25 protein-coding genes are annotated in these 25,885 nt (G+C 45.4%); 19 read left to right on the forward strand and 6 right to left on the reverse strand.

The window, feature by feature from the left end; genetic code table 11:
• The first annotated feature begins 17 nt into the window (after positions 1-17).
• The 11 genes from C9J01_RS29775 to C9J01_RS08305 all read left to right on the forward strand — a co-directional run bounded on the left by C9J01_RS29775 (position 18) and on the right by C9J01_RS08305 (position 10,655).
• Positions 18-161: a DUF6890 family protein gene (locus C9J01_RS29775; RefSeq protein WP_170114892.1), complete on the forward strand. Its 144-nt coding sequence runs from the start codon at positions 18-20 to the stop codon at positions 159-161.
• 18 nt (positions 162-179) lie between these two features.
• A complete protein-coding gene (locus C9J01_RS08260) occupies positions 180-2,066 on the forward strand; it encodes a phage tail tape measure protein (RefSeq protein ID WP_107297665.1) in 1,887 nt (628 codons plus the stop codon).
• On the forward strand, positions 2,063-2,401 hold the full coding sequence (locus C9J01_RS08265) for a DUF2590 family protein (protein WP_107297666.1): 339 nt from the start codon (positions 2,063-2,065) through the stop codon (positions 2,399-2,401). The genes C9J01_RS08260 and C9J01_RS08265 overlap by 4 nt, the downstream gene beginning before the upstream one ends.
• Positions 2,394-3,581 carry a baseplate J/gp47 family protein gene (locus tag C9J01_RS08270; RefSeq protein WP_107297667.1) on the forward strand — a complete coding sequence of 396 codons (1,188 nt, stop codon included), beginning with the start codon at positions 2,394-2,396 and terminating at the stop codon, positions 3,579-3,581. The genes C9J01_RS08265 and C9J01_RS08270 overlap by 8 nt, the downstream gene beginning before the upstream one ends.
• The gene (locus tag C9J01_RS08275) at positions 3,568-4,170 is read left to right on the forward strand and encodes a phage tail protein (protein WP_107297668.1); all 603 of its coding nucleotides are present in this window, start codon (positions 3,568-3,570) and stop codon (positions 4,168-4,170) included. Before C9J01_RS08270 ends, C9J01_RS08275 begins: the two co-directional genes overlap by 14 nt.
• A gap of 13 nt (positions 4,171-4,183) precedes the next feature.
• Positions 4,184-6,958 carry a phage tail-collar fiber domain-containing protein gene (locus tag C9J01_RS29850; protein ID WP_237156906.1) on the forward strand — a complete coding sequence of 925 codons (2,775 nt, stop codon included), beginning with the start codon at positions 4,184-4,186 and terminating at the stop codon, positions 6,956-6,958.
• A 2-nt stretch (positions 6,959-6,960) separates the two neighbouring features.
• Positions 6,961-7,497 (forward strand): baseplate complex protein, encoded by a 537-nt coding sequence (locus tag C9J01_RS08285; protein WP_107297669.1) that lies wholly within the window; start codon positions 6,961-6,963, stop codon positions 7,495-7,497.
• 20 nt (positions 7,498-7,517) lie between these two features.
• Positions 7,518-8,207, forward strand: a complete 690-nt coding sequence (locus C9J01_RS08290; protein WP_107297670.1) for a hypothetical protein — start codon at positions 7,518-7,520, stop codon at positions 8,205-8,207.
• Entirely contained in the window at positions 8,198-8,893 is a 696-nt protein-coding gene (locus C9J01_RS08295; RefSeq protein WP_107297671.1) for a hypothetical protein, read from the forward strand. The genes C9J01_RS08290 and C9J01_RS08295 overlap by 10 nt, the downstream gene beginning before the upstream one ends.
• A gap of 1 nt (position 8,894) precedes the next feature.
• Complete coding sequence (locus tag C9J01_RS08300) at positions 8,895-9,092, forward strand: hypothetical protein (protein WP_107297672.1); 198 nt, start codon at positions 8,895-8,897, stop codon at positions 9,090-9,092.
• Positions 9,093-9,680: 588 nt separating this feature from the next.
• Positions 9,681-10,655: an acyltransferase family protein gene (locus tag C9J01_RS08305; RefSeq protein WP_146157068.1), complete on the forward strand. Its 975-nt coding sequence runs from the start codon at positions 9,681-9,683 to the stop codon at positions 10,653-10,655.
• A 275-nt stretch (positions 10,656-10,930) separates the two neighbouring features.
• Here the strand turns inward: C9J01_RS08305 and pstB are convergent, their stop codons facing one another.
• The 4 genes from pstB to C9J01_RS08325 all read right to left on the reverse strand — a co-directional run bounded on the left by pstB (position 10,931) and on the right by C9J01_RS08325 (position 14,405).
• Positions 10,931-11,680, reverse strand: a complete 750-nt coding sequence (gene pstB / locus C9J01_RS08310; RefSeq protein ID WP_107297674.1) for a phosphate ABC transporter ATP-binding protein PstB — start codon at positions 11,678-11,680, stop codon at positions 10,931-10,933.
• A gap of 18 nt (positions 11,681-11,698) precedes the next feature.
• Positions 11,699-12,565, reverse strand: a complete 867-nt coding sequence (gene pstA, locus C9J01_RS08315; RefSeq protein ID WP_107297675.1) for a phosphate ABC transporter permease PstA — start codon at positions 12,563-12,565, stop codon at positions 11,699-11,701.
• 5 nt (positions 12,566-12,570) lie between these two features.
• Positions 12,571-13,482, reverse strand: a complete 912-nt coding sequence (gene pstC / locus C9J01_RS08320) for a phosphate ABC transporter permease subunit PstC (RefSeq protein ID WP_039462572.1) — start codon at positions 13,480-13,482, stop codon at positions 12,571-12,573.
• Positions 13,483-13,586: 104 nt separating this feature from the next.
• Positions 13,587-14,405: a phosphate ABC transporter substrate-binding protein gene (locus tag C9J01_RS08325; RefSeq protein WP_107297676.1), complete on the reverse strand. Its 819-nt coding sequence runs from the start codon at positions 14,403-14,405 to the stop codon at positions 13,587-13,589.
• A 689-nt stretch (positions 14,406-15,094) separates the two neighbouring features.
• Between C9J01_RS08325 and C9J01_RS08330 the strand changes: the two genes are divergently transcribed.
• The 3 genes from C9J01_RS08330 (at position 15,095) to C9J01_RS08340 (ending at position 17,956) form a co-directional block, all read left to right on the forward strand.
• Positions 15,095-16,012, forward strand: coding sequence for a LysR family transcriptional regulator (locus tag C9J01_RS08330; RefSeq protein WP_107297677.1), 918 nt, complete (start codon positions 15,095-15,097; stop codon positions 16,010-16,012).
• 263 nt (positions 16,013-16,275) lie between these two features.
• Complete coding sequence (locus C9J01_RS08335) at positions 16,276-17,493, forward strand: NupC/NupG family nucleoside CNT transporter (RefSeq protein WP_107297678.1); 1,218 nt, start codon at positions 16,276-16,278, stop codon at positions 17,491-17,493.
• 187 nt (positions 17,494-17,680) lie between these two features.
• Positions 17,681-17,956, forward strand: a complete 276-nt coding sequence (locus C9J01_RS08340; protein WP_107297679.1) for a hypothetical protein — start codon at positions 17,681-17,683, stop codon at positions 17,954-17,956.
• 13 nt (positions 17,957-17,969) lie between these two features.
• Here C9J01_RS08340 and C9J01_RS08345 read toward each other — a convergent pair whose 3' ends face one another.
• Positions 17,970-18,758 (reverse strand): family 16 glycosylhydrolase, encoded by a 789-nt coding sequence (locus C9J01_RS08345; protein WP_107297680.1) that lies wholly within the window; start codon positions 18,756-18,758, stop codon positions 17,970-17,972.
• 141 nt (positions 18,759-18,899) lie between these two features.
• Positions 18,900-20,339 (reverse strand): DUF3131 domain-containing protein, encoded by a 1,440-nt coding sequence (locus C9J01_RS08350; protein WP_107297681.1) that lies wholly within the window; start codon positions 20,337-20,339, stop codon positions 18,900-18,902.
• Positions 20,340-20,549: 210 nt separating this feature from the next.
• Between C9J01_RS08350 and C9J01_RS08355 the strand changes: the two genes are divergently transcribed.
• From C9J01_RS08355 to C9J01_RS08375, 5 genes are read left to right on the forward strand one after another with little or no spacing between them, the layout of a single operon-like run.
• On the forward strand, positions 20,550-22,274 hold the full coding sequence (locus C9J01_RS08355) for a type I secretion system permease/ATPase (protein WP_107297682.1): 1,725 nt from the start codon (positions 20,550-20,552) through the stop codon (positions 22,272-22,274).
• Positions 22,267-23,565: an HlyD family type I secretion periplasmic adaptor subunit gene (locus tag C9J01_RS08360; protein WP_107297683.1), complete on the forward strand. Its 1,299-nt coding sequence runs from the start codon at positions 22,267-22,269 to the stop codon at positions 23,563-23,565. Before C9J01_RS08355 ends, C9J01_RS08360 begins: the two co-directional genes overlap by 8 nt.
• A gap of 14 nt (positions 23,566-23,579) precedes the next feature.
• Positions 23,580-23,849, forward strand: coding sequence for a hypothetical protein (locus tag C9J01_RS08365; RefSeq protein WP_237156907.1), 270 nt, complete (start codon positions 23,580-23,582; stop codon positions 23,847-23,849).
• A gap of 1 nt (position 23,850) precedes the next feature.
• Positions 23,851-24,771 (forward strand): hypothetical protein, encoded by a 921-nt coding sequence (locus tag C9J01_RS08370; RefSeq protein ID WP_107297684.1) that lies wholly within the window; start codon positions 23,851-23,853, stop codon positions 24,769-24,771.
• 30 nt (positions 24,772-24,801) lie between these two features.
• Positions 24,802-25,758 carry an alpha/beta hydrolase gene (locus tag C9J01_RS08375; protein WP_107297685.1) on the forward strand — a complete coding sequence of 319 codons (957 nt, stop codon included), beginning with the start codon at positions 24,802-24,804 and terminating at the stop codon, positions 25,756-25,758.
• The last annotated feature ends 127 nt before the right edge of the window (positions 25,759-25,885 follow it).

The following is a 25,885-nucleotide window of genomic DNA, read 5'->3' on the forward strand; positions in this document are numbered from 1 at the left end:
GTAACGATTACGGCAAGATGCTCGCCTGGCGGCGTAAGTGGTTACCAGGCGAGCCGGATACCGAAGCCAACTTGGCAAGGGCGATCTGGTTAGAGAAGAACTACTGGGAAAACATGCGAATGTCCACGGCGAACGGAGTTGCCAAAGCATTCAGCTCATAAGCAAGGAAGCTGTTATTCATGAGCCTACCGCAAGCATTGATGTTTCAGGTTGGGCTGATTGACAAAATCAGCAAGCCATTGGGAAACATTCAACGTCAATTTAATGATATGGGCCAGAGCTACCGCGATGGCACCCATACCATGATCGTAGGGGCGGCAGGCGTGGCCGGAGCAGGATTAGCATTAAAGGCCGCGCTGATGCCGGCCATTGAAATGGACCGCGTGTTGGGTGAGGTGAAATCACTTGGAGTAGCTGACGAGCAGCTGCAGCAGTTAAGTGACACCGCACTGAACTTTGCTGTGGATTATGGCAAGTCAGCGACGGAGTTCGTGGCGGCTTCTTATGATATTCAGTCTGCAATATCCGGTCTTGCAGGTAATGAGTTGGCTGAATTTACTAAGGCATCGGGTGTGCTGGCCGCAGCGACCAAAGCAGATACCGGCACGATTACCAACTATGTCGGCACCATGTACGGCATCTTTCAAAATACCGCGAACCAAATGGGTAAGGCTGATTGGGTGAATATGCTTGGCGGCCAAACAGCAAAAGCCGTTCAGATGTTCAAGACAACGGGTGATCAGATGTCGGCGGCATTCTCCTCTGTTGGAGCTTCAGCAACCTCGGTTGGCGTGGGTATGACAGAGCAGATGGCGATTCTGGGCACCTTGCAGGCCACTATGTCAGGCAGCGAGGCGGGTACTAAATACCGTTCTTTCCTTGCTGGCGCAGCAAAAGCTCAAGATGCGCTGAATATGTCGTTCACTGATTCCCAAGGCCAGCTACTTCCTATCGTCGATATCCTCAACCAGATCAAAGGTCGTTATGGGGAAACGCTTTCTGTTGCTGAAGGCGCTGAGCTAAGTAAGGCATTCGGAACGAAAGATGCGGTAGCCATGATCCAGCTGTTAATGCAAAACACTGACGGGTTGGCATCTTCCATAAATGACCTAGGTGATGTTAAAGGGTTAGATGTTGCAGAGCATATGGCCGGTGCCATGACCGATCAGTGGGAGCGCTTCGAGCAACTTATCTTCGCGATTCGTGCCTCGTTCGGTCAGGCATTGCTACCAGTGATTCTGCCCGTTGTTCAGGCCATTGCTGATGGCGGCAAAGAGGTTTTGCTCTGGACGAAGCTATTCCCGAACCTGACCAAGTACATCGGCCTTGCTGGCGTTGCCGTCCTGAGCTTAGTGGCAGCCGGAGGCTTGTTCACCATGATGGTCGGTATTGGCAAGCAGGCTATGGTGGCTTTCACCCTGACAATGAAAATTTGGGCGGGGATGAACTTGGTGATCACCAAAGGGTTAGCAGTATTAAAGGCGGCAATGTTGGCGGTCAATATTGTGATGGCAGCGAACCCAATCATTTTGGTAGTAGGTGCTGTAGTAGCGGCCATCGCTGCTGTGGGAGCCCTGATTTATTACTGGGATGATCTCAAAGCCAGCTTTGGTGACACCACTTGGTTCCAAGTGCTTGAGTCGGCAATCACTCTTCTTACCGCACCTTTCCAAGCATTGTTCCAGTTCCTGAAAGGTGGCTGGCAATGGGTAATGAGTGGTTTCACCGATACTAGTGGCTTTGATGGTTTGTTCGCCTTAGCTGATAGCTTGCGAAATATTTTCGGTTCGGTGTTCAGCTGGATAACCGAGCAACTGGGCGGGCTGTGGGATATGGCGAAGAAAGTCATGAATTGGATACCAGGCTTTGGTGGCGATGAGGCCGAAGTGAAATCCCAAGCAGTTCAGCAGGCCACGCCAAGAGCAGCTATCCAACCCGGCGGTGCAGCCAAGAACATAGCTTCGTACACAAGCAGCAGCACGAGTTATGGGCCAATCAGTATTCACGCCCAGCAGATGAACAACCCGCAAGACTTCGCTACAGAAATGGAGTTTATCGCCGGATGATTTATCAAGACCTACTAATCGAAAACGGTGACGTGGTGCTGGATGCAGGTCGTAACCCTGTATTAATTCAAGACCGTGCCGTCATCGCTCAAGACATCAAGCACGCCATTTTGGAAAGCAATTTGGCAGTTGAGCTGATAGCTGAGCGCAGCCCATCTAAAAAAGCAGATATTCGAACCCAGCTTGAGCTGTTGGTAGAAGAGGACGTGCGATTGGTGCCTGGTACCGTGCGACTAGAAGAACCTAAGGAAGGCCTCATTTTTGTTTTCGCCACGACTACAGACTTTGGTGACGTAACTTTGGATATCACAACTTCGGAGACAACCAATGTCTGATATTCCTAAGCCCGATTACGCCGAACTGGTGAAGCAATCCGGTATTCCCACTGATGAGGCGAGTTGGAAAAAAGTGCTGAAAGAAGAGATGGAAAAGGAAGAGTGCATTATCTCTAATGATTCGCCTTTCTCTCCTTTCTGGCGCTTGATTGAATCTGCTGTTGTGAAAGTCACCTTATGGCTCATCAATACACTATTGGTGAGTTATGTTCTGCCAAATATGTTTGTCGCGACTGCAGTAGACCAATGGTTAGATCTACTTGCTTGGCAGTGCAAACTGACTCGCAAAGGGGCAACCAAAGCTAAAGGTTTGATCGCCTTTCAACGTGCTGCCGCAAAAGGCCCAACGTTAGTAATTCCAAAAGATACTTGGATTCAGACCGAACCTATTAACGGCAATATCTACCGAGTTCGTGTGCTTGCTGATACCACGCTGCCAGAAAACGAAACAATGATCATAGCTGAAGTGGAAGCCGAAAATGAAGGCGCAGCCTACAACCTTGGTGAAGGTTACTACCACATTCTACCAACTGCGATACCAGGTGTTGCAGCTGCAACAAACCCAGCTGAATGGCTAACCGAGGCGGGTGCAGACAAAGAAAGCAATGATGAACTTCGATTGCGTATTCGCAACCAGTGGAGCGCGGTGGCGAAATGGCACATTGATGCAGCTTACCGTTCATTGCTAACGAGTCGCGCAGGTATTAACGACGATAACGTGTATTTCGAGCATAACGCACCACGTGGCCCAGGTACCGCCAATTCCTACATTTTGCTTGATACGGGTGAACCATCACCAGAAATGCTTGCTGATTTGAATGCCTATATTCGTGAGCAAGGGCAACACGGTCATGGTGATGATCTGCAGGTGATGGCGATGCCAGAAACGCCGGCCAATATTGTTTGCCGAGTGTGGCCGATTCGCTCACTCACAATGGATGAGCGTACTCAGTTAAAAGCTGCCGTTGAAAAGTTCATCGGGGCGGCTTTCCGCGAGAACACCGACTATTCACCAACCGTAACCAATCCGGTGTTGCGCTTTAGTTTCTCCAAATTAGGGCAAGAGCTACACGGCCAATTCTCTGAGATTGAATCACTCGAGTTCGACAATGCCGATATCATCAACAATCTGACGGTACCACGGATTCAGACGTTGGAGGTATCCATTGAAAATACCTGAGATAAACCTTCACTACTGGATGGGGAGAGGTGAGCTGGCGAAACTCGCTAGAGCCCTTCGCAATTACTGGGAGCATGTGAAAGCCGCATTTGAAATGCCACTGCAGCAACACGACCCACTAACCGCACCGATTGCGCTGGTCAACATACTTGCCTGGCAAAGGGATGTAGAACGACTCGGCCAAGAGCCTGAAGAACTGTTTCGTGTTCGTGTGGCCCATGCTTATGGTTTTGCCCGTGATGCAGGTTCGGTATCCGGCTGGGAAGACATGTTTGCAAAGCTTGGTTATCCGCACATTGCTCAAGATGAAAGGTTAGTGAACGTCGATTGGGATGTAATCAGCTTAAAGATTCGAGACGGTGATTTAACCAATGTCCCGAAGTTATTAGACACAGTAGTGCGTCAATACGGGCGCACCTGTCGTCGTTATCAATACACCAGTTATGTCGAAATGCCGTTGGCCGCGCGAAGCAAGAACGTCGAAGCGCAATACTCAATGTCACACGTTAAAACACGGATAAACGTTGCCGGGTTGCCGAACGTGCTCAATGTCGATTGTGAATATTACCAAGCCACAGTGAAAGGTTAAGGAACAACTAAAGATGGCAAATACCACTGACAAGTCAATTTTAACCGCCGCAGGTAAAGCACTGTTGGCACAGCTCAACGCAGAAGAAAAGCCGCTAATCATCGATAAGATGATTTTCGCCAACTTGCCAAACCGTCCAGAGTTTCCGCAACCTGATGATGTGGTATCCACTGATCATGTCGTTCATCAAGAAGCTGTGGAACAGCGTGGCCGACTCTCTGCAAACTCGGTAATTTACAGCACTACGCTAACCAGTGACGTTGGCCCATTCGACTTCAACTGGACTGGCGCTTACTGCTCTGAATATGGTGTGTTGGTCACAATTGACCACCATGCACTAACACCAAAGACCGCCGATGAACCAGGTGTTGCAGGTAACACACTGGTGCGTTCTGTCGTGTTGGAATACAAAGACATCGCGGAAATCACCAATATCACGGTGGATGCTTCAACTTGGCAATATAACGCCAGCGAGCGTATGAAGAAGATGGACAATGACGTAGCCCAAGCCATCATCGACCAGAACGGCAAAGATTGGTTTATTGAAGATGGTTTTCTGGTAACGCCACAATCCACTGCATTCAATATCAAAGCAGGCGCCGGCTATGTGTCGGGCAACCGTGTAAACCTCGAATTTGATCGCAATGTCCAAGCCCCTAACAAGCCATCATTCATCTACGTAGACGCACACCGCGAAGGAACGCCCATAGGTGAGCAAGTTACATTGTTTGATTTTGTTGTTACCCCAGAAGAGAAAGACGACTACACAGACGCAAATGGCGTGAAGCACTATGTTTGTAAGATTGCACAGGTGATGGCTGATGGAAGTGTTAGTGATTTGAGGCCTGAGGGTGAGAGTGCAGGTAAAAAGTGGGTAGAAACAAATGAAATCGAACAGACACAAATGCTGTCTGGTTCGCAAAAGATACTTGCAGGGAAAATTCAGGACATTGTTGGAAAGTCATTATCAGATGAAACAGCTCTTCAAGTACACGAAAATCAGCAACGCCAGCTTTATGAGTTTTACCCAAGGGGGGCGTTACCGGCAAAAATTATTGATGTAGATGTTGCGTCATCAAAACTAGTCACAGAGTTAGCAACATCATTTTTATTCGGAAGTACACCTTTTGGGCGGTCTAAGACCTTATATGTCAAGCCGACAGGTATTGATGATACAGAACTGTTAAAAGCTGCAATTGAACGTGGTGGAGTTATCGATTTAGGTGCTGAAGGTACTTATTATATCTCTGGTGAGGTTCGAGCAACGATTGATGCCGACGTGAAAATATTAACTCGCGGGGCAAGAATCAAATACAACGGACTGCAGGAAATAAATGATGTTAAGACATTAATCAATATTTCTGGTACTGGAACAGAGATTGTTCAAACCAACGTTACTATTGATGGAGGAATGATCAGTCAGAATAACTTTGTTCCAGTCTGTTTGACCGTCAGAAATGTATTAATGTGGTTAGAAGGTTCGACATGTAGTAATGCAGCTGCAGCAGCAAATCCTGTATCTGTTGGCATATATATGGCATCAAATGATGTTGTTTATACAAACATGTACCAAACAACAAAAGCCTCGTCGTTTGGAGGAACGTATGGCTACGGTGTTGTCTTAGTTGATGTTGAGCACGCTAAGTTGAGCGGAGGGGTTTATGGCAAAAAGGATCAGCCTATCCATCGTCATGCTGTATATGCTTCAACATTTTTAGATGGCTCTGGTGCTTGTGGTACCGTGATTTGCGAAGGTCTACAAACTGAACAAATCATGTATGACGATGAAAATATCGAACCGATCACACACTTTGAATATTGTTATAAAAGTATCGCGTCAAAACGATTTGTTGTTAATGGCACGGTTACAAATGGCGGACAGGGTTTTATTCTTGCAACAACAAGAAAAGGAGCAATTAACAAAGGTTATATCTCGTATGACAATAACACTGTACGAACTAGATCCGTTGGTGTTGCTTTTCACCCTGATTCTGATGAAAACGGGGCGACAGAAGAAAATCAACAGCCGTGGGCACGTTGTACCGGTGGTAGTGGCAATGTAATCATTTTGACGGGTCGTTACGCACGAGCAATGAGATTGCAAATGATCCACAGTGTACATGATCTCAGTACATATATTATTGAAGATACAGTCAATATCACAGCAGCATATAACGCTGAACAGGTTACACCTGAAAACCCAATAGCTCAGTTAGAAATAAACTCTACCATTTGGGATTTTCAGGGTGTTTTTGTTGGTGGTAATGTTGAGTATTTAGATGTTGATTGTTCACATTACAATCCGGTTAATCATCATCCGATTGGCTATACGGCCCCTGTGCTGAGAAAGAGCATAAAAATTGAGCAAAAAAACAAAACGGCAAAATATTATCAACTGGCAGGAAGTCAAGGGTTACAAGATGTCCGGTATTACGAACCTGATTTTGAAGGGGTGATACAGTGCATTGATGGTTCGAGTCAACTGTGGGTTGATGCTAATGGTGTGCTTGTTGCTGGTTTATCTGCTAATAGGCCAAGCTTTGTTAAAGTTTGTCATGCGTATTTTGAAACAGATAATAATCGCTTTGTGTATTGGTCTGGTTCTGAATGGAATACTCAAACGAAGACAAGTACATACCCCTCAGTTGCTACGGCTGATGAAATAAAAGCTCTAGATGACGCCATCCTTGGGTGGGGGGCACAAATTTACTGTACTACGCATCAGAAACCTTATTGGTACGATAAATACAGCAAAAATTTTAAAGATGCCATGAAGAATGAATTGTAATTATGCTAACCCTAAACGGCACTCAACTCCCATTAAAGAACCTACGCATTAGCATTCGTCAGCAATTGGCCGGACAGGATATGTCCGGCCAGACCTCGGCTACCGACCAAGCGGAGACGGGTAGCAAAGGTAAGATTCTGACCGTGAAGGGCGTGATCCCATTTATCAAAAAACAGCTATTAACCAACTTGTTCAGCATGGCAGAAGCGCAAGAGAACGATGCTCGCCAAATCTACCGCATTAGCAACAAAACGGCAGAAGCTTTGAAAATTCGCGAGGTTAAATTTCAAGGCGCTGTTCGTGCTGATGAGCAAGATTCTCACAGGCAATGGAGCGTTTCATTTGAACTGGTAGAGCATCTTTCGGTACCAGAGCGAGTCGAACAACGCCAACCGGATAAACCTGCGGCACAGCAAAAAGTACAAGGAGTGAATACTCCGATTGAAGCTGGTCAAACTGACGATGTTCCGCCAGGTACCGAAGTGGAATTGACAGGTGTTATGAAGGTGCTCAAAGCTGTCGATAATGCTTTGGCCTAACTGAAAGAAGGCGGTGACGTATGACAATAAACAACAAGTTTCTTTGCCGCGCTTACCTTGGTAAAGATAAAGCCAAGGCGAAAAGCCATCGCATTGTCTTTAGTGAAAACACACCAGGTCGCTGTGAACTCTCAGTTGAAGGGAATCCAGAGCCAAATACTATCATCGCCGTGGACTTAGGTTGGGGCGATGATATTACGCGAGTTTTTCTGGGTTACATCGAACGAGTTCAGCCAGCCGAAAAAGGTTGGTCGAAAGTTTTTTGCCGCGAATTAGCGGCAATACTTTACAAGCCACTTAACATCATCATGCGTCACCCAACACTCATGCAGCTTCTTAGCGAAGTGACTAACAAAACGGGCCTTCAATTTGTGGTACCAGAGAAGGCCTACAGCAAAACGGCCATTCCTTGTTTTTATAGTGATGGCAACGGCTATCGAGTCATAGACGAATTAGCCCAAGCGTTCAGCATTGATGGCTTATTCTGGCAGCAACAAGGTAACGGGCAAATCTATGTGGGTAGTTGGAAGGATTCATTCTGGGCAGATAAGCCCGTCACCATACCCACTAAACTTATGACCAACCACACGGCCAACAAATCTGTAAAGATACCGGCTATTCCAAAACTAAAGCCCGGTGTTGTTGTGAATGGCCTTCGGTTAATCGGTGTAGAGTTTGAAGGAACGGAGGCAAAGCTTACATGGATGTAAATGTTATTAAGCGCATTATCTTCCGCTTGTTCCCAGAGCTAACAGGCCAATGGCATTTGCCAAGGTGGGGCAAGGTGGTCGCATTGCCAGAACTGCCAGAAGAAGGTGACTTGTCTGATCGTTTTTATCCTCACTATGCCGTGAATGTTCAGCTACTCGATGAGAAGGGCATGGAATACGAAGATAAACCACCACTGCAGGCGGTAACACTTCCGGTGCCTGGTCTTGGTGATCATGCTGGCCGTTTGGAGCCACCCGCAATTGGTAGCATCGTAGAGTTAGGTTTTATGTTCGGACAACCGGACAAGCCTTTTATTCGTTGCGTTCTTCCGCTTGGCTTCAAGTTACCAGGTATCAAAGAAGGTGAAAGCCGATACCAACAACGCCAAGGTGTTTACCACCTAGTAGACCAAGAAGGAAATTTTGAGCGAAAGACAGATAAAGAAGACAAGCTGGAATGCCTTAACCAACGCATCAAAGTGCTGGAAAACCGTCTAGCCGAAATTGAAGGTGACCACACGGAAACCGTCAAAGGTAATAAGGCAACTAAGGCTAAGAATATCACCGAGGATGCAGACTCGATAAAGATGAATGGTGGTAAAGGAGTATGCACAGGTGCAAGCATTTGCCCGTTTATGGGGAAACCGCATGTAGACGTATCAACCACCGTATTTGCAGGTAAGTAAGATGGCACTAAGCAAAGCATCATTGAAACAGAAATTAGAAAATGAATTGGAAGAACAGGGCTTTGTTCTTGATGGTGAATTCGCTATGGCAGGTAAGATGGCGGAAGCCATTGCTAACGCATTAGTGGACGAAATTACTCAGAATGCCCAAGTGCCAGTCATAGGCGGCAGCTCAGCTGGAGACTACAAAGTAACCTAAGCTAAACGCATACCATATCATCACTAAGCGCCCACCACGGGCGCTTTTCTTATATCTAAAGCCCAATGGCATAGCTACAGCCTAACGCCACGGAATGGAGCAATCAGGTGACGGAATCCGCACTCCTCCTCCCCCTCCTGCGCATTTTGCGAGGAGAATTTTTTTCAGTTTTGTTTTTCCGCAGCTCCATAGGTTTAAGCTGCGTGGTAGTGAACGTTCAAACCGCTTGAATTCTGGGGAGTGAGTGATGTGGAGAGCTATAGAGAACAATAAAGGCGCGTATTTGAAATATCAAAGAATGATCAAAATTTCAGGTTGTTTCATTTTAACAATCTGCAGGAGTAGCACATCTATGATGTTAAGTTGTTGATTCCAATTGCTATTTTGTGTCTATTTGAAGGGTTTTAGATAATCTGGCAGATGATATCATAATCATTAGTTATTTTAAAACAACGTGTTAGTTGAAATCGGGTGCAAGAAAAAACCGAAATCTTCAACACAGGATGCTGTGTAGCCAATAAGTGCTTTCAAGGTAAAATAATACATGTATAATTTATGGTCGCATGATTTTTCAAGGACTTTTTGCTAGTGTCTACACAAATTAATTTAAGTATGATTGTCAGAAGTGTTTGTTGTCTGTTGATAATTAACACTCATACTGGCATGTTAAGTATTCCAATATTAGAGAAGTTTGCCAAAGGTGGTTTTGTTTTAAATGTAATATTTATTACGCTATCTGGTTATTTTCTTGCATTGGGCTTTAATCGGGTTATAACTTCTGAATATTCCTTATTGACATGGTATAAAAGAAGACTTCTTAAAATCATCCCCCCACTGATTACCTCTATCTTTCTTTTTTCATTTGTATTCTATGCTTTGAGTATAAATTTAAATTTAAAAGAAGTTCTATTGTCATTAACAGGGTTAGGTTATTTTTTTAATTCGATACCATTTGGTATCCACCTATGGTTTGTATCTGTAATTTTGATTTGCTATTTATTTTTCCCTTTATCTTACTGGTTGATTAAAAATAGCAAGATTATATCAGTTTTTATTTTGGTTGGAAGCCTTCTATTCTTATCATTACTACATCCTGATATATATAGTAAAATTTCGGGAGAGGTTTTTTTTAGGTTTATTTATCATTTTGTTGTTTTTCAATTTGCCGTTTATTTAGGGATTTACCATGATAGAATTGATTTATTATCAATTCTATCATTTGCATCTATAATCATTGCTGTTGAATACTTAACTGGTTATGCAGGTTTTAAGATAATAGTTCCTTTAGCTATTAGTACATTGATCGTGTTTTTTATTAATGTTACTTCAAATGTTAGGTTTAGTATGAGAGGTGTTGGTTTAATTAATTCAATCTCTTATGAAATATATATTGTACACTATCCTATTCTTCTAATTCTTGTGAAAACTAATTTTGTCGGAAAACCTATTGGGTACGGAATTGTTTTTATTATGTCAATTTTAATTGCATATATTGTCAAAAAGTTTAATGATAAGCTTTTTTTGGTTAATTCCCCATGGTTTAAAAAAGCACTTGCAAAGTGACCCAAGTCTGTAAGAGTCTGTAAGTGATGTACAAGGTCTACTAATGGTAGGCCTTTTTTTACTCCAATATGAGGGAGTAGTAGGATAGTAATATCATTCAGATAACAATACGCCGCCATTTTGTCGCCATCACTCTGATTATGCTAAAACTGAATGATTATAGATGGTTGTATTTAAACAAAAAAAGGCCCCCTACATGAGGGGGCAATATTTACCATCGCTATTATTATTCGTCAAAATACTGCATACGATTTGAGGAAGCGATTAAAAGGCTATTAACCAAAGTCACCGTTGACGTAACCGCGGGTACGGTCGTCTGCAGGCTGGCTGAATAGCACGTCTGTTGAATCGTGCTCAACCAGCTCACCCATCAAGAAGAAGGCAGTACGGTCAGAGATACGACGTGCCTGTTGCATTGAGTGGGTAACGATAACGATGGTGAAGTCTTTCTTCAGAGTCTCCATCAAATCTTCAATTTTCTTAGTCGCAATTGGGTCAAGTGCTGATGTTGGTTCGTCCATCAGGATCACTTCAGGCTCCATAGCGATAGTACGGGCAATACACAGACGTTGCTGCTGACCACCCGACAGGCCGAATGCGTGTGACTTCAAACGGTCTTTTACTTCATCCCAAAGGGCAGCACCGCGTAGAGAGCGCTCTACTACCTCGTCTAGGATTTTCTTGTCTTTAACGCCCTGAGCACGAAGACCGTAAGCAATGTTCTCGTAGATGCTCATTGGGAACGGGTTCGGCTTCTGGAATACCATACCGACTTTGATACGAAGCTGAGCAACGTCGATGTTGCCGTATACGTCTTCGCCATCCATCGATAGTTTGCCTTCGATTTTCACGCCTTCAATTAGGTCGTTCATACGGTTAAGGCAACGAAGTAAGGTTGACTTACCACAGCCAGACGGGCCGATAAGCGCAGTTACCTGACGGTTTGGAATTGGCAGGTTGATTTGCTTAAGTGCCTGATTTTCGCCGTAGTATAGGTCTAGATTTTCAATGCTAAATTTATTCATGGTTCTCTTCCTCAAAAATTAGTAAGTCGCAGTATTGAATCGGCTAGCGATAAGCTTCGTTAGCAAGTTAATAACAAGAACAACAATGATTAGAATGGTGGCGGTTGCATATGCCTGGTTCCATTCGTGAATTGTGTATAGCTCCTGCGTTAGTTTGTACAGGTGAACGGTTAGCGTACGGCCAGAGTCGAACATGCTCTCTGGGATACGGGCAACCATACCTGCAGTCATGAAGACCGGTGCGGATTCACCGATAACACGACCTACACTGAGGATGATGGAGGTAACAATACCCGGCATAGCGCTTGGTAGGATTAGTCTCCAGATGGTGTAAATCTTAGATGCACCCAGACCGTATGAACCTTCACGGTAAGTCTGAGGAACAGCCATTAGTGCTTCTTCAGTTGTACGGATGATAACTGGCAGAATCAGGATACTCAGGGTCAGGGCACCTGACAGGATAGAGTAACCAAAGCCCATTACGACAACGAAGAATGTCATACCGAATAGACCGTAGATAATCGACGGAATACCGGCCAGTGATTCAGTACAGAAACGAATCACTTTAACTAGCTTACTACCTACTTTTGCATATTCAGTCAGGTAGATAGCAGTCATGATACCTAGTGGTGCAGCAACACCGATTGAAGCGGCAACCATGTATAGGGTTGATACGATCATTGGCCAGATACCTGACTCTTGACCGATGGTGGTGTAGTTGCTGGTGATGAATGTCCAGTCAACGTAAGACAGGCCATTGCTTAGGATGTACCAAACTACCCACACTAGGAAGCCAACTGTGATAGAGGCTGCCGACCAGATAAGCGCCAGAGAAATTTTATCTTTCATCTGCTGCTTTTGTGTATTTGTACCTTTAAGAGCCATTGTGATTACCTCGCACGCTCACGGTTCAGATAAAGAAGCGCGCCGTTTAGTACCATGATGAAGACCAGAAGAACGATACCCGTTGCGTAAAGAGCACTTGCGTGCAGGCCAGTTGCGTATGACATTTCAATCGCAATGTTAGCCGTTAGGGTACGGGCTGAGTCCAGCAGGCCTTGTGGCATTGCAGGAGAGTTACCCATTACCATGATAATTGCCATGGTTTCACCCAGTGCACGAGCAACACCCAGGATAACGCCTGTCATGATGCCTGAGCGGGCAGCTGGTACTAGCAGCTTAAAGATAGTGAACATTTGCGATGCACCCAGAGCGTACGAACCTTCTTTGTAGGTACGCGGTACAGCGCGGATTGATGTTTCAGATACCGTGATTACTGTTGGCAGAATCATTACCGCAAGAACGATGATACCGGCCAAGATGGTGTTACCCGCAGGTACTGAGAATACATCTTGAATCAGGGGTACGATGATAACCAGGCCGAAGAAACCGTATACAACAGACGGGATACCAGCCAGTAGTTCAATCATCGGACGGATTGTATTGGCAAGGCGCTTCGGAGCAACCTCGGCAATAAAAATCGCAGTCAGTACGCCAATTGGCACACCCAGGACAACCGCACCTGCAGTAGACACTACAGAAGCTACGATCATCGGAGCGATACCGTAAAGCGCTGGTGGAAGCCAGTTGGTACCGAATACGATAGAACCAACACCGGCTTGGGCAAAGGCATCGTAGCCTTCACGGAAAATAAAGTAGCCAATTAAGATTAGCGATAGAATGCCAAGTGCAGCACTCGATAAAAATAGATATTTAAAAAACAGTTCGCGCCAGTCGACTTTATCTTTTGCTTTAAGCGAAGAGCCTTTAGCTGAACTTTCAATGTTATTTGCGATGGTCATAATTTTACTCCAGATATTGGCTAAACAAGGTTTATCCGAATACCGAGGAATCAACAAAACCCGGCCATCATCATCTGATGATGACCGGTAAATAAAGCGTTTACTTAGTTAACTGCGATGTAGCCTTTGTCAGCAACAATCTTCTGGCCTTCAGCACTCTTAATCCACTTCAGGAAGTCTAGAGCTTCAGCAGAAGGGCGACCTTCTTTGTAAAGTACTAGGAATGGACGCTGTACACCGTACTCACCAGCCTGGATAGCTTCAACAGAAGGCTCGTGGTTGTCGATTGATAGTGGGTTAACAGACTCGTCTACAGAACCTAGAGAGATGTAACCGATAGCAAATGGGTTGTTAGCAACGATAGTTTTCAGCTGGCCGTTACCGCTTGCAACTTGTGCACGCTGAGAGATAGCTGAAACAGAAACATCGTTAACTTTCATTTTTAGGTCCATGATGTCTTCGAAAGCACCACGAGTACCAGAAGCTGTATCACGAGTTGCAACTACGATTGGCTTGTCTTCGCCACCAACTTCTTTCCAGTTAGTGATTTCGCCTTTGTAGATCTTAGTTACTTCTTCTTTAGATAGGTCGTTCACTGGGTTGCTTGGGTGAGCAACAACTGCGATACCGTCGCGAGCAATAACAATTTCTTTAATGTTGTCTGCTTTTTCTGAATCTTTAAGGTCGCGAGAGCTCATACCTAGGTCAGAAGAACCGTCGTGGGCAGCACGAACACCAGCAGATGAACCAGGGCCCTGAACTTCGATTGTTACATCGTGAGATTGTGCGTAGGTCTCACCTAGAACTTCCATGATAGGTGTAACAGAGTTCGAACCTACAACAGAAACAGTTTCAGTTGCGATAGCTGGGTTGAATACCATTGAACCTGCTAGGGCTAGTGCGCCAATAACCTTTGTTTTCATTTTCCTAATCCTTAAAAAGCTGGCCGTATTGCCAATAGGTTTGAATGAACGAGGCCAAGATTAGGGAAGAAGTATGACAGTAATGTTTCAGTACTTTGAACACTCTATGACGGTCTTCATAAATGTTTAATAAGTGTCCAGTTTGATCTCTGTTCCACTTTTCGATGTCGTATGCCGTATTGAAACAAATAGGGCCTATGGGGAGTAAAGCATGCAGTATTGAAGTTTGAACTTTAATGCATTGGTTTTGATATGTCGATTCTGATGTATGGTTTAAAGTTGTGTTGACGATGGTTTTGTCATTACTTCTGTGGGTAAATATATCGCAATCTTGTCTAACCTCGGAGTTAATGTCTTCTTGGTTGGTTTTGTATCTATATTTGTGTGAGAGTATGTATTTATGACACTAATATTACAGTCTCAATAGGCAAGACAAATTCTGCATATCAGTACCATGAAAAAACTTTTTCTAATTTTTTTTCTAGAAAATGCTCGCTTTCATGATTTTGCTGTTTTTGTAACCTCAAAAGTGGCCTTTTCATACTCTTATATGACAGTGAAGGGTGGGGTTAAATGTGAAAGCGGCTTCTTTTATTGCGACAAGTACGCTGAAAGCGTAAATGTCCATGCCACTGTTTCTGCCTCTGTTACAATGTCTACCAGACTGAGCTTCAAGAAAAACATCCATAATGATCAAAAAAGCCCAACAGATGGTGGTGTTCAATGCGTTGACCAACCAGCGTAGCTTTACCAAAGCGGCACAGCTACTTGATATATCCCGTACTCAAGTCAGTAAGCAGGTTCAGCAACTCGAGCAGAGGCTAGGGGTACAGTTAGTACAGCGCACAACCCGTTCTTTTTCCCTCACCGAGGCTGGGGAGAAGTTTGCTGCGCATTGTGCCAGTATCGTCGCCGAGATTAATGAAGCGGAAAGTGAGCTAATCCAGAGCTCTGATAGTATGCAGGGGATCCTCAGGGTTGGCAGTGCCCAGTCTTTCGCCCGGCATCACATAGCGCCATACCTGGCGACGTTCCATCAGCAATTCCCCCAACTTGATGTTGAAATGAGCCTATTTGACCATAGGGTCGATCTTATTGCTGAGCAGTTGGACTTGTGGATTGGTATGACTGACTCACCACCGGAAGGTTTTGTTGCTCGGCATTTGGCCGACTGCCATTTTGTACTTGCTGCCAGCCCGGATTACCTTGCCCGTCAAGGTGTACCTTACCAGCCGAGCGATCTTGACCGTCACAACTGCATTACTTATTACAGCAGGGAGCGTAAGGATAACGTCTGGAGCTTTCAAAAGGATGGTGAGCAGCAAAATATCAAAGTCTCTGGTAATTACCGGGTTGATTCAGCGGATGCGATCCTTGATGCGACATTGGCTGGCCATGGGGTAGGGTATCTGGCGACTTACTTATTGGATAAAGAGTTCCAAGAAGGTCGGTTAGTGCGGCTGATGCCTGATTGGGATTTGTCCCAGCACATGCCTTTATATGCTGTTTACCCTCGTTACCAGTACCTGCCAAAGAAGGTCCAGGCGTTCCTCGATTTTATCCGTGAGCAAATAGGTACGCCTGTGTATTGGGATAAGGTGCTTTAATCGCCAACCTGATAACACAGACGTTATCGTTTTCGTCGCTTTTTCGCTTGGTTAGGGGATAGTATTGTCAACTATAGTGACAATACTATCCCCTATTTGCACCAATCATCCTCTTTAAGCATGATTTGTCTTATAAATAGCCAGATCCAAAGCAGTATGTGGCTAAAGTGTAAATGAGTGTAACAAGTTGATCCTTGTCACAGTTTTATTTCTGAATAGAATGCCTCCGCAATCGTTTACTAACAAATTTGTGGAGTTTGACCATGAGCTATCTGGTCAGTGCACTAGGCGTGATTACGCTTTTTGCGGTTGCAGTTCTATTTTCTGAAAATCGTCGTGAAATTAACTGGCGTACTGTGGGTGGTGCCTTTGCTATCCAGCTGGTTTTTGCAGGCTTTATCTTATATGTGCCTGTTGGCCGTGAGATCCTCAACTCTGTGTCATCGGCGGTTTCTGGAATCATCGACTACGGCCGTGTGGGCACTGAGTTCCTATTTGGTGAACTGGCTCAGTTCAAACTTGGTTTCATCTTCGCGGTCAATGTCCTGCCGACGATTGTCTTCTTCTCAGCACTGATCTCTGTATTGTACTACCTAGGCGTGATGGGCTTTATCATCCGTAGCATCGGTGGTTTGCTTCAGCGTCTACTGGGCACAAGCCGTACAGAATCCATGTCTGCTACTGCGAACATTTTCGTAGGCTCAGTGGAAGCGCCTTTGGTTGTTCGTCCTTACCTTGCCAAAATGAGCCGCTCTGAATTGTTTGCCGTGATGGTTGGCGGCTTGGCCTCAGTTGCTGGTGGTACCTTGGTGGGTTATGCGGGCCTTGGTGTCGATATCAGCTACCTTATTGCTGCTAGCTTTATGTCGGCACCAGCAGGTTTGATGATGGCTAAAATTCTGGTCCCACAAACTGAAATTATCAACGATGACAATGCAGCAGATGACGGTGCTGACGATGAGCCAGTTAACATTATTGATGCAGCAACTCAGGGTGCACTGAGCGGTTTGCAGATTGTTATGGCGGTGGGTGCAAGCTTGTTGGCAATTATCAGTTTGATTGCATTGATCAACGGTGGCCTCGCGCATGTTGGTGACTGGACGGGGATTGACAACCTGAGCCTTGAGCTAATCTTCGGTTACTTGTTTGCACCTGTTGCTTGGCTGATTGGTGTGCCATGGTCTGAAGCGACAGTGGCAGCTAGCCTGATCGGTAAGAAGATTGCAGTGAACGAATTTGTTGCGTTTGCCGATCTTATGGCGGTGAAAGATCAGCTAAGTAACCACTCTCAAGCTATTGTGACCTTTGCCCTTTGTGGTTTTGCTAACCTGACATCAATTGCAATGTTGATGGGTGGGCTAGGTGGCGTCGTGCCAAGCCGACGTCCTGATATTGCCCGTCTAGGCTTCAAAGCGATTTTTGCAGCGACTTTGGCTAACCTGATGAGTGCAACAATTGCCGGTGTGTTTTTGTCTTTCTGATCTGAAAGTTACCGATACATAAAAAGAAAACAGAGTGCGATGCACTCTGTTTTTGTATGTATCGATAGTGCATGCACACTATGATCACTTTGAACTGCAATATAAGACCTAAGGACCATTTGAGTATATGTAGCCAATCCGGTAGTGTCTGTCTCACAAGTGATATAAATCAGATAAAGGCCAAATGATGAAATCTGATGTTGATAAGCTGCTTAATCAACATAACGAACTTATCCACTCTGAAAACAAGAAGGTTGTATCCCATACCCAGCGAGAAGCTGGTGACTGGATCATGCACTCCTTGATGCTTGAAGGCTACGATGTGCCGTTTAAATTCAAGCGTAAGAAAAAGTACCAATCACTGGCTGGGGCAAAGGTGAACTTAACTTATTACCCAGCCACAGAGGTTGTGGCTGGTTTGAGTTTTGAGGTTATGAAAGTGGTCAGGATTAAACGTTCTTAACATAATCTTAGCGTCAGAGTGAACACGAACGTAAGGGTAAGTAACGGAAGTTCCTGTAATATGCAGTGAGATTTGTCTCTGGATCTTTGCTGAATTCCCCTGCCCAGTTTGAGATCCTTTCATCAGTGGCCCAAACGTTCATCATGATCCTCAGTTGGCTATCTCTGGCCGATGGGATGGGGTCACGCTTCGAGTTTTTAACAGTAAAAACGAGGCTCCCGTCCACAAACCACTGAATCGAGTTTTTGGTCCATTTTATGGCATAACGATGGAAGTCTTGCGAGGCATCGAAATCTAAATACACAAGCTGTTCATGGCTTTGGGCATAACGGTCGTCGTTAGTCCAAAAGTTAATTTGTAGCATGTTGGTGTCGTAGCCCAAAAACTCGATATCTATCTCGTTATGCATACCATTGCCACCCTTGGGTTTGTCGAAGGGGCCGGCAAACAGAAAGAAAGAACTGACAACGCCGGGTTCAGCGATAGGTTTCATTTCGACTTCATAACAACCGTAACCGTAAAACTCTTCGCTGCGTAGTTCCCCGGATTGAAAGTCAAACTCATCAATTTCATTGGGGGCGTAGCTTAAGGTGATGGCCATACCTTCATCTGAGTGGCTTATCGCTTCACTTTCCCAGCGTGTATATGATGGAAAACCGTTGCTCCAACCGTGAGACTTCCACCAAAAGGTAGAATCCAACTCTGTAAGGGGATCTTCAAGTGTTGCTTTTGCATTTATGAAGGGGGAAAAGGTGATCATAACGATAAATCCGGTCACTTGACTAAGAGAGCGCAACAGCATCAGTACTGAGTCCTTGTAAAAAAGAAGGTTAGCACTAAAACTAGCAGGATTTTTTTGCTCATTGTCGGCAAAACTGTATTGGTTTTGAGACGAAAATTAAAATATGAGACTCAGTTTGGAAAGCCATTTTCAAAATGCGAACTAGCTAGGGTTAATTAACGGTTGGAAATGACGTTTTTTATACCATAAGGCGCTTAATATCAATGAGTTAGTGTTAATGTTGTAAGCGCTGTTAGGACCACCATTCAAATACATGCCAGTGGGAACGGCTCTGTGAGTCAGGCTGCTGTTAATCACTTTTTCGGCTAATTGCTGGCTGAAATCATCACTCTCAAATAACACACTCAATCCGAAAGCGACTTTATTGCTGAATATCTGTGGATTTTCGACTGGCTTTCCTCCTGGGGCGATACTCAGCCACGGACTGCCGTATATATAAATATTGTTGTAAGAAAACCAAGGTGAACGGCTCATCGCATCTTCAGCAAATACCCAAAAATTCGATTCTGCGGTAGATTTCTTTTTCTGTAGCTGAAATAGGGCTTCCAACTGGTTCCACCATTGTGTTGTTGGGCCGATTTCAATGGCGTAGAGTACATAGGGATCAGTGGTGAAGTAGGGTAGGTTCCTCTTATCAATCAGCAGTTGTATGCCGTCCACAGTCACTTCGCCAATGTCCTCTTGCTTGTAGGCGGTATTGACATCAAAGCCGAAGAGGTCGAATCCTGATGCTGCATATTGTAAGTATCCCAACCGCCCTTCTTGGCGGTAATGGCGCTTTTGGGATGTTTTCAGTTCGCCGTATAAAGTCCCTTGGGAAACGGCTTTGTCCAAATCCCATTTATCTAGGATACGTTTAATATTTGGTGCCAGTTGGGGTTTATGGGCTTGGGCTATCTCAAGCCAAATTAATAGCCTACCAATATCTAATGCCGACCAACCATTGCCGTTTGAACTGCTGTTACTATAGCGTCCTGATGGCTTTGCGGTATGCGTATTGTATTCACGGTTTGGTAAAGCGTTGTCGTAAAGAGGGAGATTGCCAAGGGTATCTAAAGTCTTTTGTAGCTTATTATCTGCTTCTTCTGTTGTCATAAGCTCGAGCCCTTCGGCTGAGAGTATGGCTGCGATGCCACTAGCCACATCCCACATCGTGCTGTGATGGTAGCCTTGAACAGAATTTATGAGCCCAGTCTTTTCATTCCAGTTTTGTTCGAAATAGTAATAGGCTTTTTTAGCCAATAGGTTCTCGTTGCGGCTAAGTTCAATGGGAGCTAGTTGCTCTGAGGTTTTAGTTGTTAGTGATTCTGTTTCAACAGCAGCCGTTTTTAATTCTTCGCCTAAGGCAGATTGAGGCTCTTCTTTTAATATTGGTGGTGCAATAGTACGTCGCTGGAACTCTATATTAGCCTTGGTGACATTATCTTTGTTATGGGTGACGCTACGACCACCATAAAAACTAGGCTCCTGCTCTTCAGTTTCGGTATTGAATGCAGCATACACTGAAAACGACATTAGCCATGTTGTACACAGGACTGTTAAATGTCGTGCTTTCATCATTTTCAATGCTGCTTTGGGCATCCTGTCCGCTTTCCTTTTCGTGACTATCTAATAAGTTATATCGGTTTAACCCCTAGGTTGGGATAGTTTGCGTTGTGTGCAGAGTAAAAATGTGATGGTGGTCTCGTAGTTAACTGCCTGATGTTTAATTAATTATCTGTTATTTCTTTATTGTAATTTTTTTGCTTGTCCTATAATTCATATACCACCAGTGGCGTATGGGAAAAAGTTTTGCTTAAGGAAACGTTAGCAACAGCATTAGCTGCGTGTAAGAAGGATCTGTTTTTTGTCGCCTTGTTCAGCTTGGCGATTAATTTTCTGGTATTGACGCTGCCGGTATATAGCCTGCAATTGTTCGATAGGGTGTTGAGCAGTGCGAGTTTGGATACGTTGATGGCGCTGATGGTGGTTGCCATCGGCTTGTTGACAGCTCAAGCAGTCATAGAGCATGTAAGAACCTTGCTATTGCAGCGTTCAGGGTTGAAATTGGATGTGTCATTGAGCTCTTCACTGTTAGCTGACAGTATTCGCCGCTCGTCCAAAATGAATCGGATAGAAAAGCAGGGCCTACAAGATCTCACAGAGCTCCGTCAATTTCTGGTCACGCCTTCCACTTCAGCCATCTTTGATATCCCGTGGGTGCCACTGTTCTTGTTGATCTTGTTCGTATTGCACCCGTTACTCGGTATTATCGCGTTGGTTGGTTGCCTAGTGTTTTGTGTACTTGCCGTTGTCATGATGCTGTCGGCGAAGAAGCCGAGCGAGCAAGCTCAAGCGCTAAGTATCAAAACGAGCATGGAGCTGAACGACTTTCTAAGGAATGCTCCTACACTAAGGGCGATGGGCATGGCTGATAGTGTCGGTTCTCTGTGGAATCGGCGCAACTTCAAATTATTGGATCTACAGTGGCGGCTCAACGCACGAACTGGGCAATTACTTTCTATCAGCCGTTATTTCAGAACCTTGCTTCAGGCAATTATCCTGACTGCTGGGGTCGTGCTGGTGCTGCAAAATCAGTTGGGTGCCGGGGCGATTATTGCCAGTTCGATCATCATGGCCCGTGTCTTATCACCATTTGAACAGGCGGTGAGCGGTTGGAAAACGTGGTTCAGTGCCTTACAGGCTTATAAAAGATTGAACCAGTATGAAGACAGTCAGTTATCAGAGCCACAGACCGAGTTGCCTGAACCCAAAGGGGAGTTACTGCTCCATAATGTCGGGCTTAAATTCCAACACCAAGGCCAACCGGTACTGCAGAACATCAGTTTTAAGCTCGGAGCCGGGAATGCATTAGCCATTATGGGTAACAGCGGATCTGGCAAATCCACCCTAGCGGCATTGATCATGGGGATCCACAAACCCAGCATGGGCAGCATCAAGATCGATGGTGCTGCAATTGATCTTTGGCCGGAGGAGCAATTTGGCAAGCATATCGGTTATCTACCACAGGAGGTTGGCTTACTAGCAGGCACTGTGGCCGAAAATATCTGTCGTTTTTCCGATGCCCCCGCCGCCGATATTATCCATGCTGCCCGTTTGGCCTGTATCCACGAGCTGATCATCTCTCTGCCGCAAGGTTATGACACGTATTTAGGTGAAGGGGGAGTCCAACTTTCCGGCGGTCAGAAGCAAAGAATAGGACTGGCGAGGGCGATTTTTTCCAACCCCAGTGTGTTGGTTCTTGATGAGCCAAATTCAAACTTGGACCCAGAAGGCGAGGTGGCATTGGCCATCGTGCTGCAGTATTGCAAAGAGAACCAGATCACTGTGGTGATGATCAGCCACCGGCCCGGTTTCTTGCGGCAAATGGATTGGGTTATCGTCCTTAAAGACGGCAAGATAGAAAAAGCAGGCACATGCGATAAGTTCCTCGGGGCAATGTCCGGTGTAGACAATACGACCGAAGCACCTGCAGCAAGTTCCCAGTCGGCAGGCAAAGGAGTCAAGCATGGATGAACAGCGTTTTGATACCCGCAGCATTATTCTGTTTGGCTGTGCATTTTTGGTGGCTACCGTAGGTGGTTTCTTGGTATGGGCACTGACAGCCCCTTTGGACTCGGCCTCAATTGCACAAGGTACGCTGGTGGTTGAGTCCCAGCGCAAGAAAGTACAGCACTTGCAGGGCGGTTGGGTAAAGGCCATTTATGTACAGGAAGGGCAACATGTCGAGACTGGAGATGTGCTGTTGGAGCTCTCCAATACTAAGGCGGAATCAGATTACCGCCGCTTGGTGTTGCGTGCTGCAACTCTGAATGCCCGCCATGACAGGTTAAAAGCCGAGCTTTCCAAAGATCGCCAGATAACATGGACCTACCAAGATCAGCACGACGTCGAGGAGGCCGAGCTTGCCAATATCGTCAACACCCAGCAACTTCAGTTCCAGCAGTCAATACTGCGCCGCGATTTAGCTGAAGGCCAGTATCAACAGAAGAGTATGGTACTGGAAGAGCAGCTGCGAGGAGCGAGCTTCCAGTTGAATGCTATCAACCGGCAGTTGTCATTAGTCACCCAGGAAATCGCGATGACAGCAGGCTTGTTAGAGAAAGGATACGTGTCAAAAACCCGCATGCTCGAGTTACAGCGCTACCAAGCGGGCATTGAAGCGCAAGTTGCCGAATTAACGGCGCAAATTGATGTGTTTGAAGGCCAGCTCCGTACCCTTGAGCAAGACCACCAATCGCAACAGGTTGAGTGGGAGCAGCAGCGCGCTGCCGAGTTGGCAACTGTTGAGCGGGAATGGCGGGATGTGGTTCAGTCGTTAAATGCCGCCAGTGATATTCGCTCCCGAGTGACCATACGAAGTGAACACACAGGGACGGTCGTTGGGCTCAATGTGCACAGCATTGGCGGGGTGATTAACCCCGGCGATGTTATTTTAGAGATTGTTCCAGACAGCGATGAGCTGATTGTCGAAGCTTTGGTGAAGCCGGAAGATATTGATGTAGTGCACAATGGGTTGGAGGCGAGGGTCAGGCTGAGCGCCTACAATGTCAGGCGCACACCACCAGTCCATGGCGAAGTGATATATGTTGCTGCAGACCGATTGCAGCCCAAATCACAGCAGCAGCCGACTGGGTATTTAGTTCGGGTAAAACTAGATAAGGATGAAGTCGCATCTCTTAGCCACATCGAACTCTATCCGGGGATGCCGACAGAAGTCTTTATTTTGCTGGAAGCACAAACCATGTGGGATTACTTCACAGCGCCATTATTTAATTCGTATTACCGAGCATTCAGAGAATCATAATCAGTGGTGAACATATGGAATTTGGAATCGTTTTTTGGTTTCTCTTTTATTTAGCATTCTTCTGCCTGTCGACTTACATTGGCTACCAGAAGGGGAACTTAATCGCCGGTATATTGCTGGGATATGTCCTTGGGCCGATTGGCGCGCTGCTGATATATTTGAGCAAAGACAGAAAGCACATCACCTGCCCATCTTGTCATGCTGAAATCAATAAGCGGTCATACATTTGCCCTAAATGCCATGTAAAAGTCGGGGTCAGTGCAACAGCAGTTCAAGAGGGATGATATGAAAAGAAGAAAAAGTAGGGCAAAGGAATCCTCATCACCCTTGGTTCAGCATGAGCAGGTATCCATGTTTTCTCCGCGTCGGTTAGTCACGCTAGCGGGCATTATTATCGCGGTGCTTGTCGCACAAGTTGGGTACTTCTATTGGCAACTTAATCAAGGGCAGATGGATTCCCTCTCGGTACAAAAACAGCTTGATGAATACGAACAACAGCTATTGGATAAACAAGCGCTGATTGACGAGTTCCAGCAGCAATTATCATCCAAGCAAGCCCAGTTGGAGGAGCAGCAGTTGGTGATAGACGAACTGGACGAGCGGCTGATTGTACTTGATGAGCAGAGCGTTTTCTTCAAGCAGGAAATCAATGCGACCAGTACGCTGTTAGTGGATAAGAACAGTGAAATTGCCGATCTTGAGAAGCAATTTGCAGACTCTCAGAAAGCACTGAAGAAGAAGAGCTCTCAGCTCTACAGTTTACAGCGGCGTTTTGAAAAAGATTTAAATAGTGCAATTGCCAAAGAGCGGAGGAAATTGAATCACTCCCAATTGATGGTTGATCAAGAGCTCGCTCAGCTTAAATCACAAGAAGCAGAAATCAGTGCCAAGATATCCGACGTTGATGAGTGGGAGAGGAAGCGGGAGGAATTTGAGAAGCTATATGCCACTTCGGCTCTAGAAAAGCAGAATGAGGAGCGGGTGAGTAATTTGATGGATCAGTTCAATGAGCTGCGAGTTGATCTCGATGTTGTGAACGAGTGCGATAAAGACTACCTGTACCGCTACAATGAGGCAAAAAGCCTACTCAACCATATTCGAACTTTTATCCAGAAATATGAAATGAAGGAAGAGTTTTATTACTACGTCATTTCCAATGACAGTATGATTAATTCGCAAAATCGAAAACTATGTGTGGCTAACTAACGCCAATTTTATTACCACCTGAGGGCTGACATGAAAAAGTCGCAATGGGCCATTGTTATAGTCGCAATACTGGCGGGGCTATATACATTCAGCCCTAGGGTGGATACGTCCTACTCCTATCAAGAGTTATCGCTACCACAAGATATCGAAGGGTTTATTTCTGAACAGGAGCAGCGGTACCCGGATATTCAGCCTGGCACTGAGAAAAAGATCACTTGGGCTGGGGAGCCAAATCAACGAACGCCATATTCTGTCGTTTATTTACATGGCTTTTCATCCTCACGGCAGGATACTGCTCCGTTGGTACAGCGGGTCGCCAAACAGCTTGGGGCCAACCTCTATGAAACTCGCCTAAAGGGGCATGGCCGGCCAGCGGATACAATGAAATCCGTAACAGTGAATGATTGGCTTAACGATGCTCGCCATGCGTATGACATAGGAGCAAAGCTTGGCGATGAAGTGGTTGTTATCGGTCTCTCAACAGGGGGGACTTTAGCTTTGTGGTTGGCCGCTCAACCTGAGTTGTCCCAACTTGGTTTTACGGTACTCATTTCTCCGAATCTGGGGCCGGCAGATAGTAATGCTGAGCTGCTTTTGTTACCGCTGGGGGATGAGATAGCCAGGTTAGTTGTTGGTGATTACCGTGAATGGAAGCCAGTCAATAAGCAGCAAGCCCAGTTTTGGACAACGCGATATCCTGTTGAAGCGCTGGTGACTATGATGGGAGTTGTTGATGTGGCGCGTAATCAACCCGTGGAACATATTTTGACGCCAGTATTAACGCTTTATTCCGAACAAGACCGTATTGTTGATATTGCTAAAACACAAGCGATGCTGGAACGGTTACCTACATCAAACCGCCAAACAATCGTTATTGCTGATAGTGGTGATAAACTTCAGCATGTTCTCGCTGGGGATATCTTATCGCCAACAACAACGGACCAAGTTGCAAAATCGATTGTTGAATTTATCACAATTAAAAAATAGTTTTTTTGGTATGAAACTTAATCGAGCCTAAGCAGTTTATGTGCTACATGTACTGTATTTTTGTTATCTAAATCACAATGCTAAAGTAATTTATATCAAATAATCCAAATTTATTTGGAAGTATATT

The organism is Photobacterium rosenbergii (assembly GCF_003026455.1).
In the GTDB taxonomy this organism is placed as follows: domain Bacteria; phylum Pseudomonadota; class Gammaproteobacteria; order Enterobacterales; family Vibrionaceae; genus Photobacterium; species Photobacterium rosenbergii.

What these genes read in the sequence shown, in the direction of transcription:
- C9J01_RS08340 (WP_107297679.1), top strand. Translation starts at nt 17,681, where the DNA reads ATGAAATCTGATGTTGATAAGCTGCTTAATCAACATAACGAACTTATC.
- C9J01_RS29850 (WP_237156906.1), top strand. Translation starts at nt 4,184, where the DNA reads ATGGCAAATACCACTGACAAGTCAATTTTAACCGCCGCAGGTAAAGCA.
- C9J01_RS08285 (WP_107297669.1), top strand. Translation starts at nt 6,961, where the DNA reads ATGCTAACCCTAAACGGCACTCAACTCCCATTAAAGAACCTACGCATT.
- pstA (WP_107297675.1), bottom strand. Translation starts at nt 12,565, where the DNA reads ATGGCTCTTAAAGGTACAAATACACAAAAGCAGCAGATGAAAGATAAA.
- C9J01_RS08290 (WP_107297670.1), top strand. Translation starts at nt 7,518, where the DNA reads ATGACAATAAACAACAAGTTTCTTTGCCGCGCTTACCTTGGTAAAGAT.
- C9J01_RS08300 (WP_107297672.1), top strand. Translation starts at nt 8,895, where the DNA reads ATGGCACTAAGCAAAGCATCATTGAAACAGAAATTAGAAAATGAATTG.
- C9J01_RS29775 (WP_170114892.1), top strand. Translation starts at nt 18, where the DNA reads ATGCTCGCCTGGCGGCGTAAGTGGTTACCAGGCGAGCCGGATACCGAA.
- C9J01_RS08335 (WP_107297678.1), top strand. Translation starts at nt 16,276, where the DNA reads ATGAGCTATCTGGTCAGTGCACTAGGCGTGATTACGCTTTTTGCGGTT.
- pstC (WP_039462572.1), bottom strand. Translation starts at nt 13,482, where the DNA reads ATGACCATCGCAAATAACATTGAAAGTTCAGCTAAAGGCTCTTCGCTT.
- C9J01_RS08375 (WP_107297685.1), top strand. Translation starts at nt 24,802, where the DNA reads ATGAAAAAGTCGCAATGGGCCATTGTTATAGTCGCAATACTGGCGGGG.
- pstB (WP_107297674.1), bottom strand. Translation starts at nt 11,680, where the DNA reads ATGAATAAATTTAGCATTGAAAATCTAGACCTATACTACGGCGAAAAT.
- C9J01_RS08295 (WP_107297671.1), top strand. Translation starts at nt 8,198, where the DNA reads ATGGATGTAAATGTTATTAAGCGCATTATCTTCCGCTTGTTCCCAGAG.
- C9J01_RS08350 (WP_107297681.1), bottom strand. Translation starts at nt 20,339, where the DNA reads ATGCCCAAAGCAGCATTGAAAATGATGAAAGCACGACATTTAACAGTC.
- C9J01_RS08265 (WP_107297666.1), top strand. Translation starts at nt 2,063, where the DNA reads ATGATTTATCAAGACCTACTAATCGAAAACGGTGACGTGGTGCTGGAT.
- C9J01_RS08345 (WP_107297680.1), bottom strand. Translation starts at nt 18,758, where the DNA reads ATGCTGTTGCGCTCTCTTAGTCAAGTGACCGGATTTATCGTTATGATC.
- C9J01_RS08270 (WP_107297667.1), top strand. Translation starts at nt 2,394, where the DNA reads ATGTCTGATATTCCTAAGCCCGATTACGCCGAACTGGTGAAGCAATCC.
- C9J01_RS08325 (WP_107297676.1), bottom strand. Translation starts at nt 14,405, where the DNA reads ATGAAAACAAAGGTTATTGGCGCACTAGCCCTAGCAGGTTCAATGGTA.
- C9J01_RS08330 (WP_107297677.1), top strand. Translation starts at nt 15,095, where the DNA reads ATGATCAAAAAAGCCCAACAGATGGTGGTGTTCAATGCGTTGACCAAC.
- C9J01_RS08260 (WP_107297665.1), top strand. Translation starts at nt 180, where the DNA reads ATGAGCCTACCGCAAGCATTGATGTTTCAGGTTGGGCTGATTGACAAA.
- C9J01_RS08370 (WP_107297684.1), top strand. Translation starts at nt 23,851, where the DNA reads ATGAAAAGAAGAAAAAGTAGGGCAAAGGAATCCTCATCACCCTTGGTT.
- C9J01_RS08365 (WP_237156907.1), top strand. Translation starts at nt 23,580, where the DNA reads ATGGAATTTGGAATCGTTTTTTGGTTTCTCTTTTATTTAGCATTCTTC.
- C9J01_RS08360 (WP_107297683.1), top strand. Translation starts at nt 22,267, where the DNA reads ATGGATGAACAGCGTTTTGATACCCGCAGCATTATTCTGTTTGGCTGT.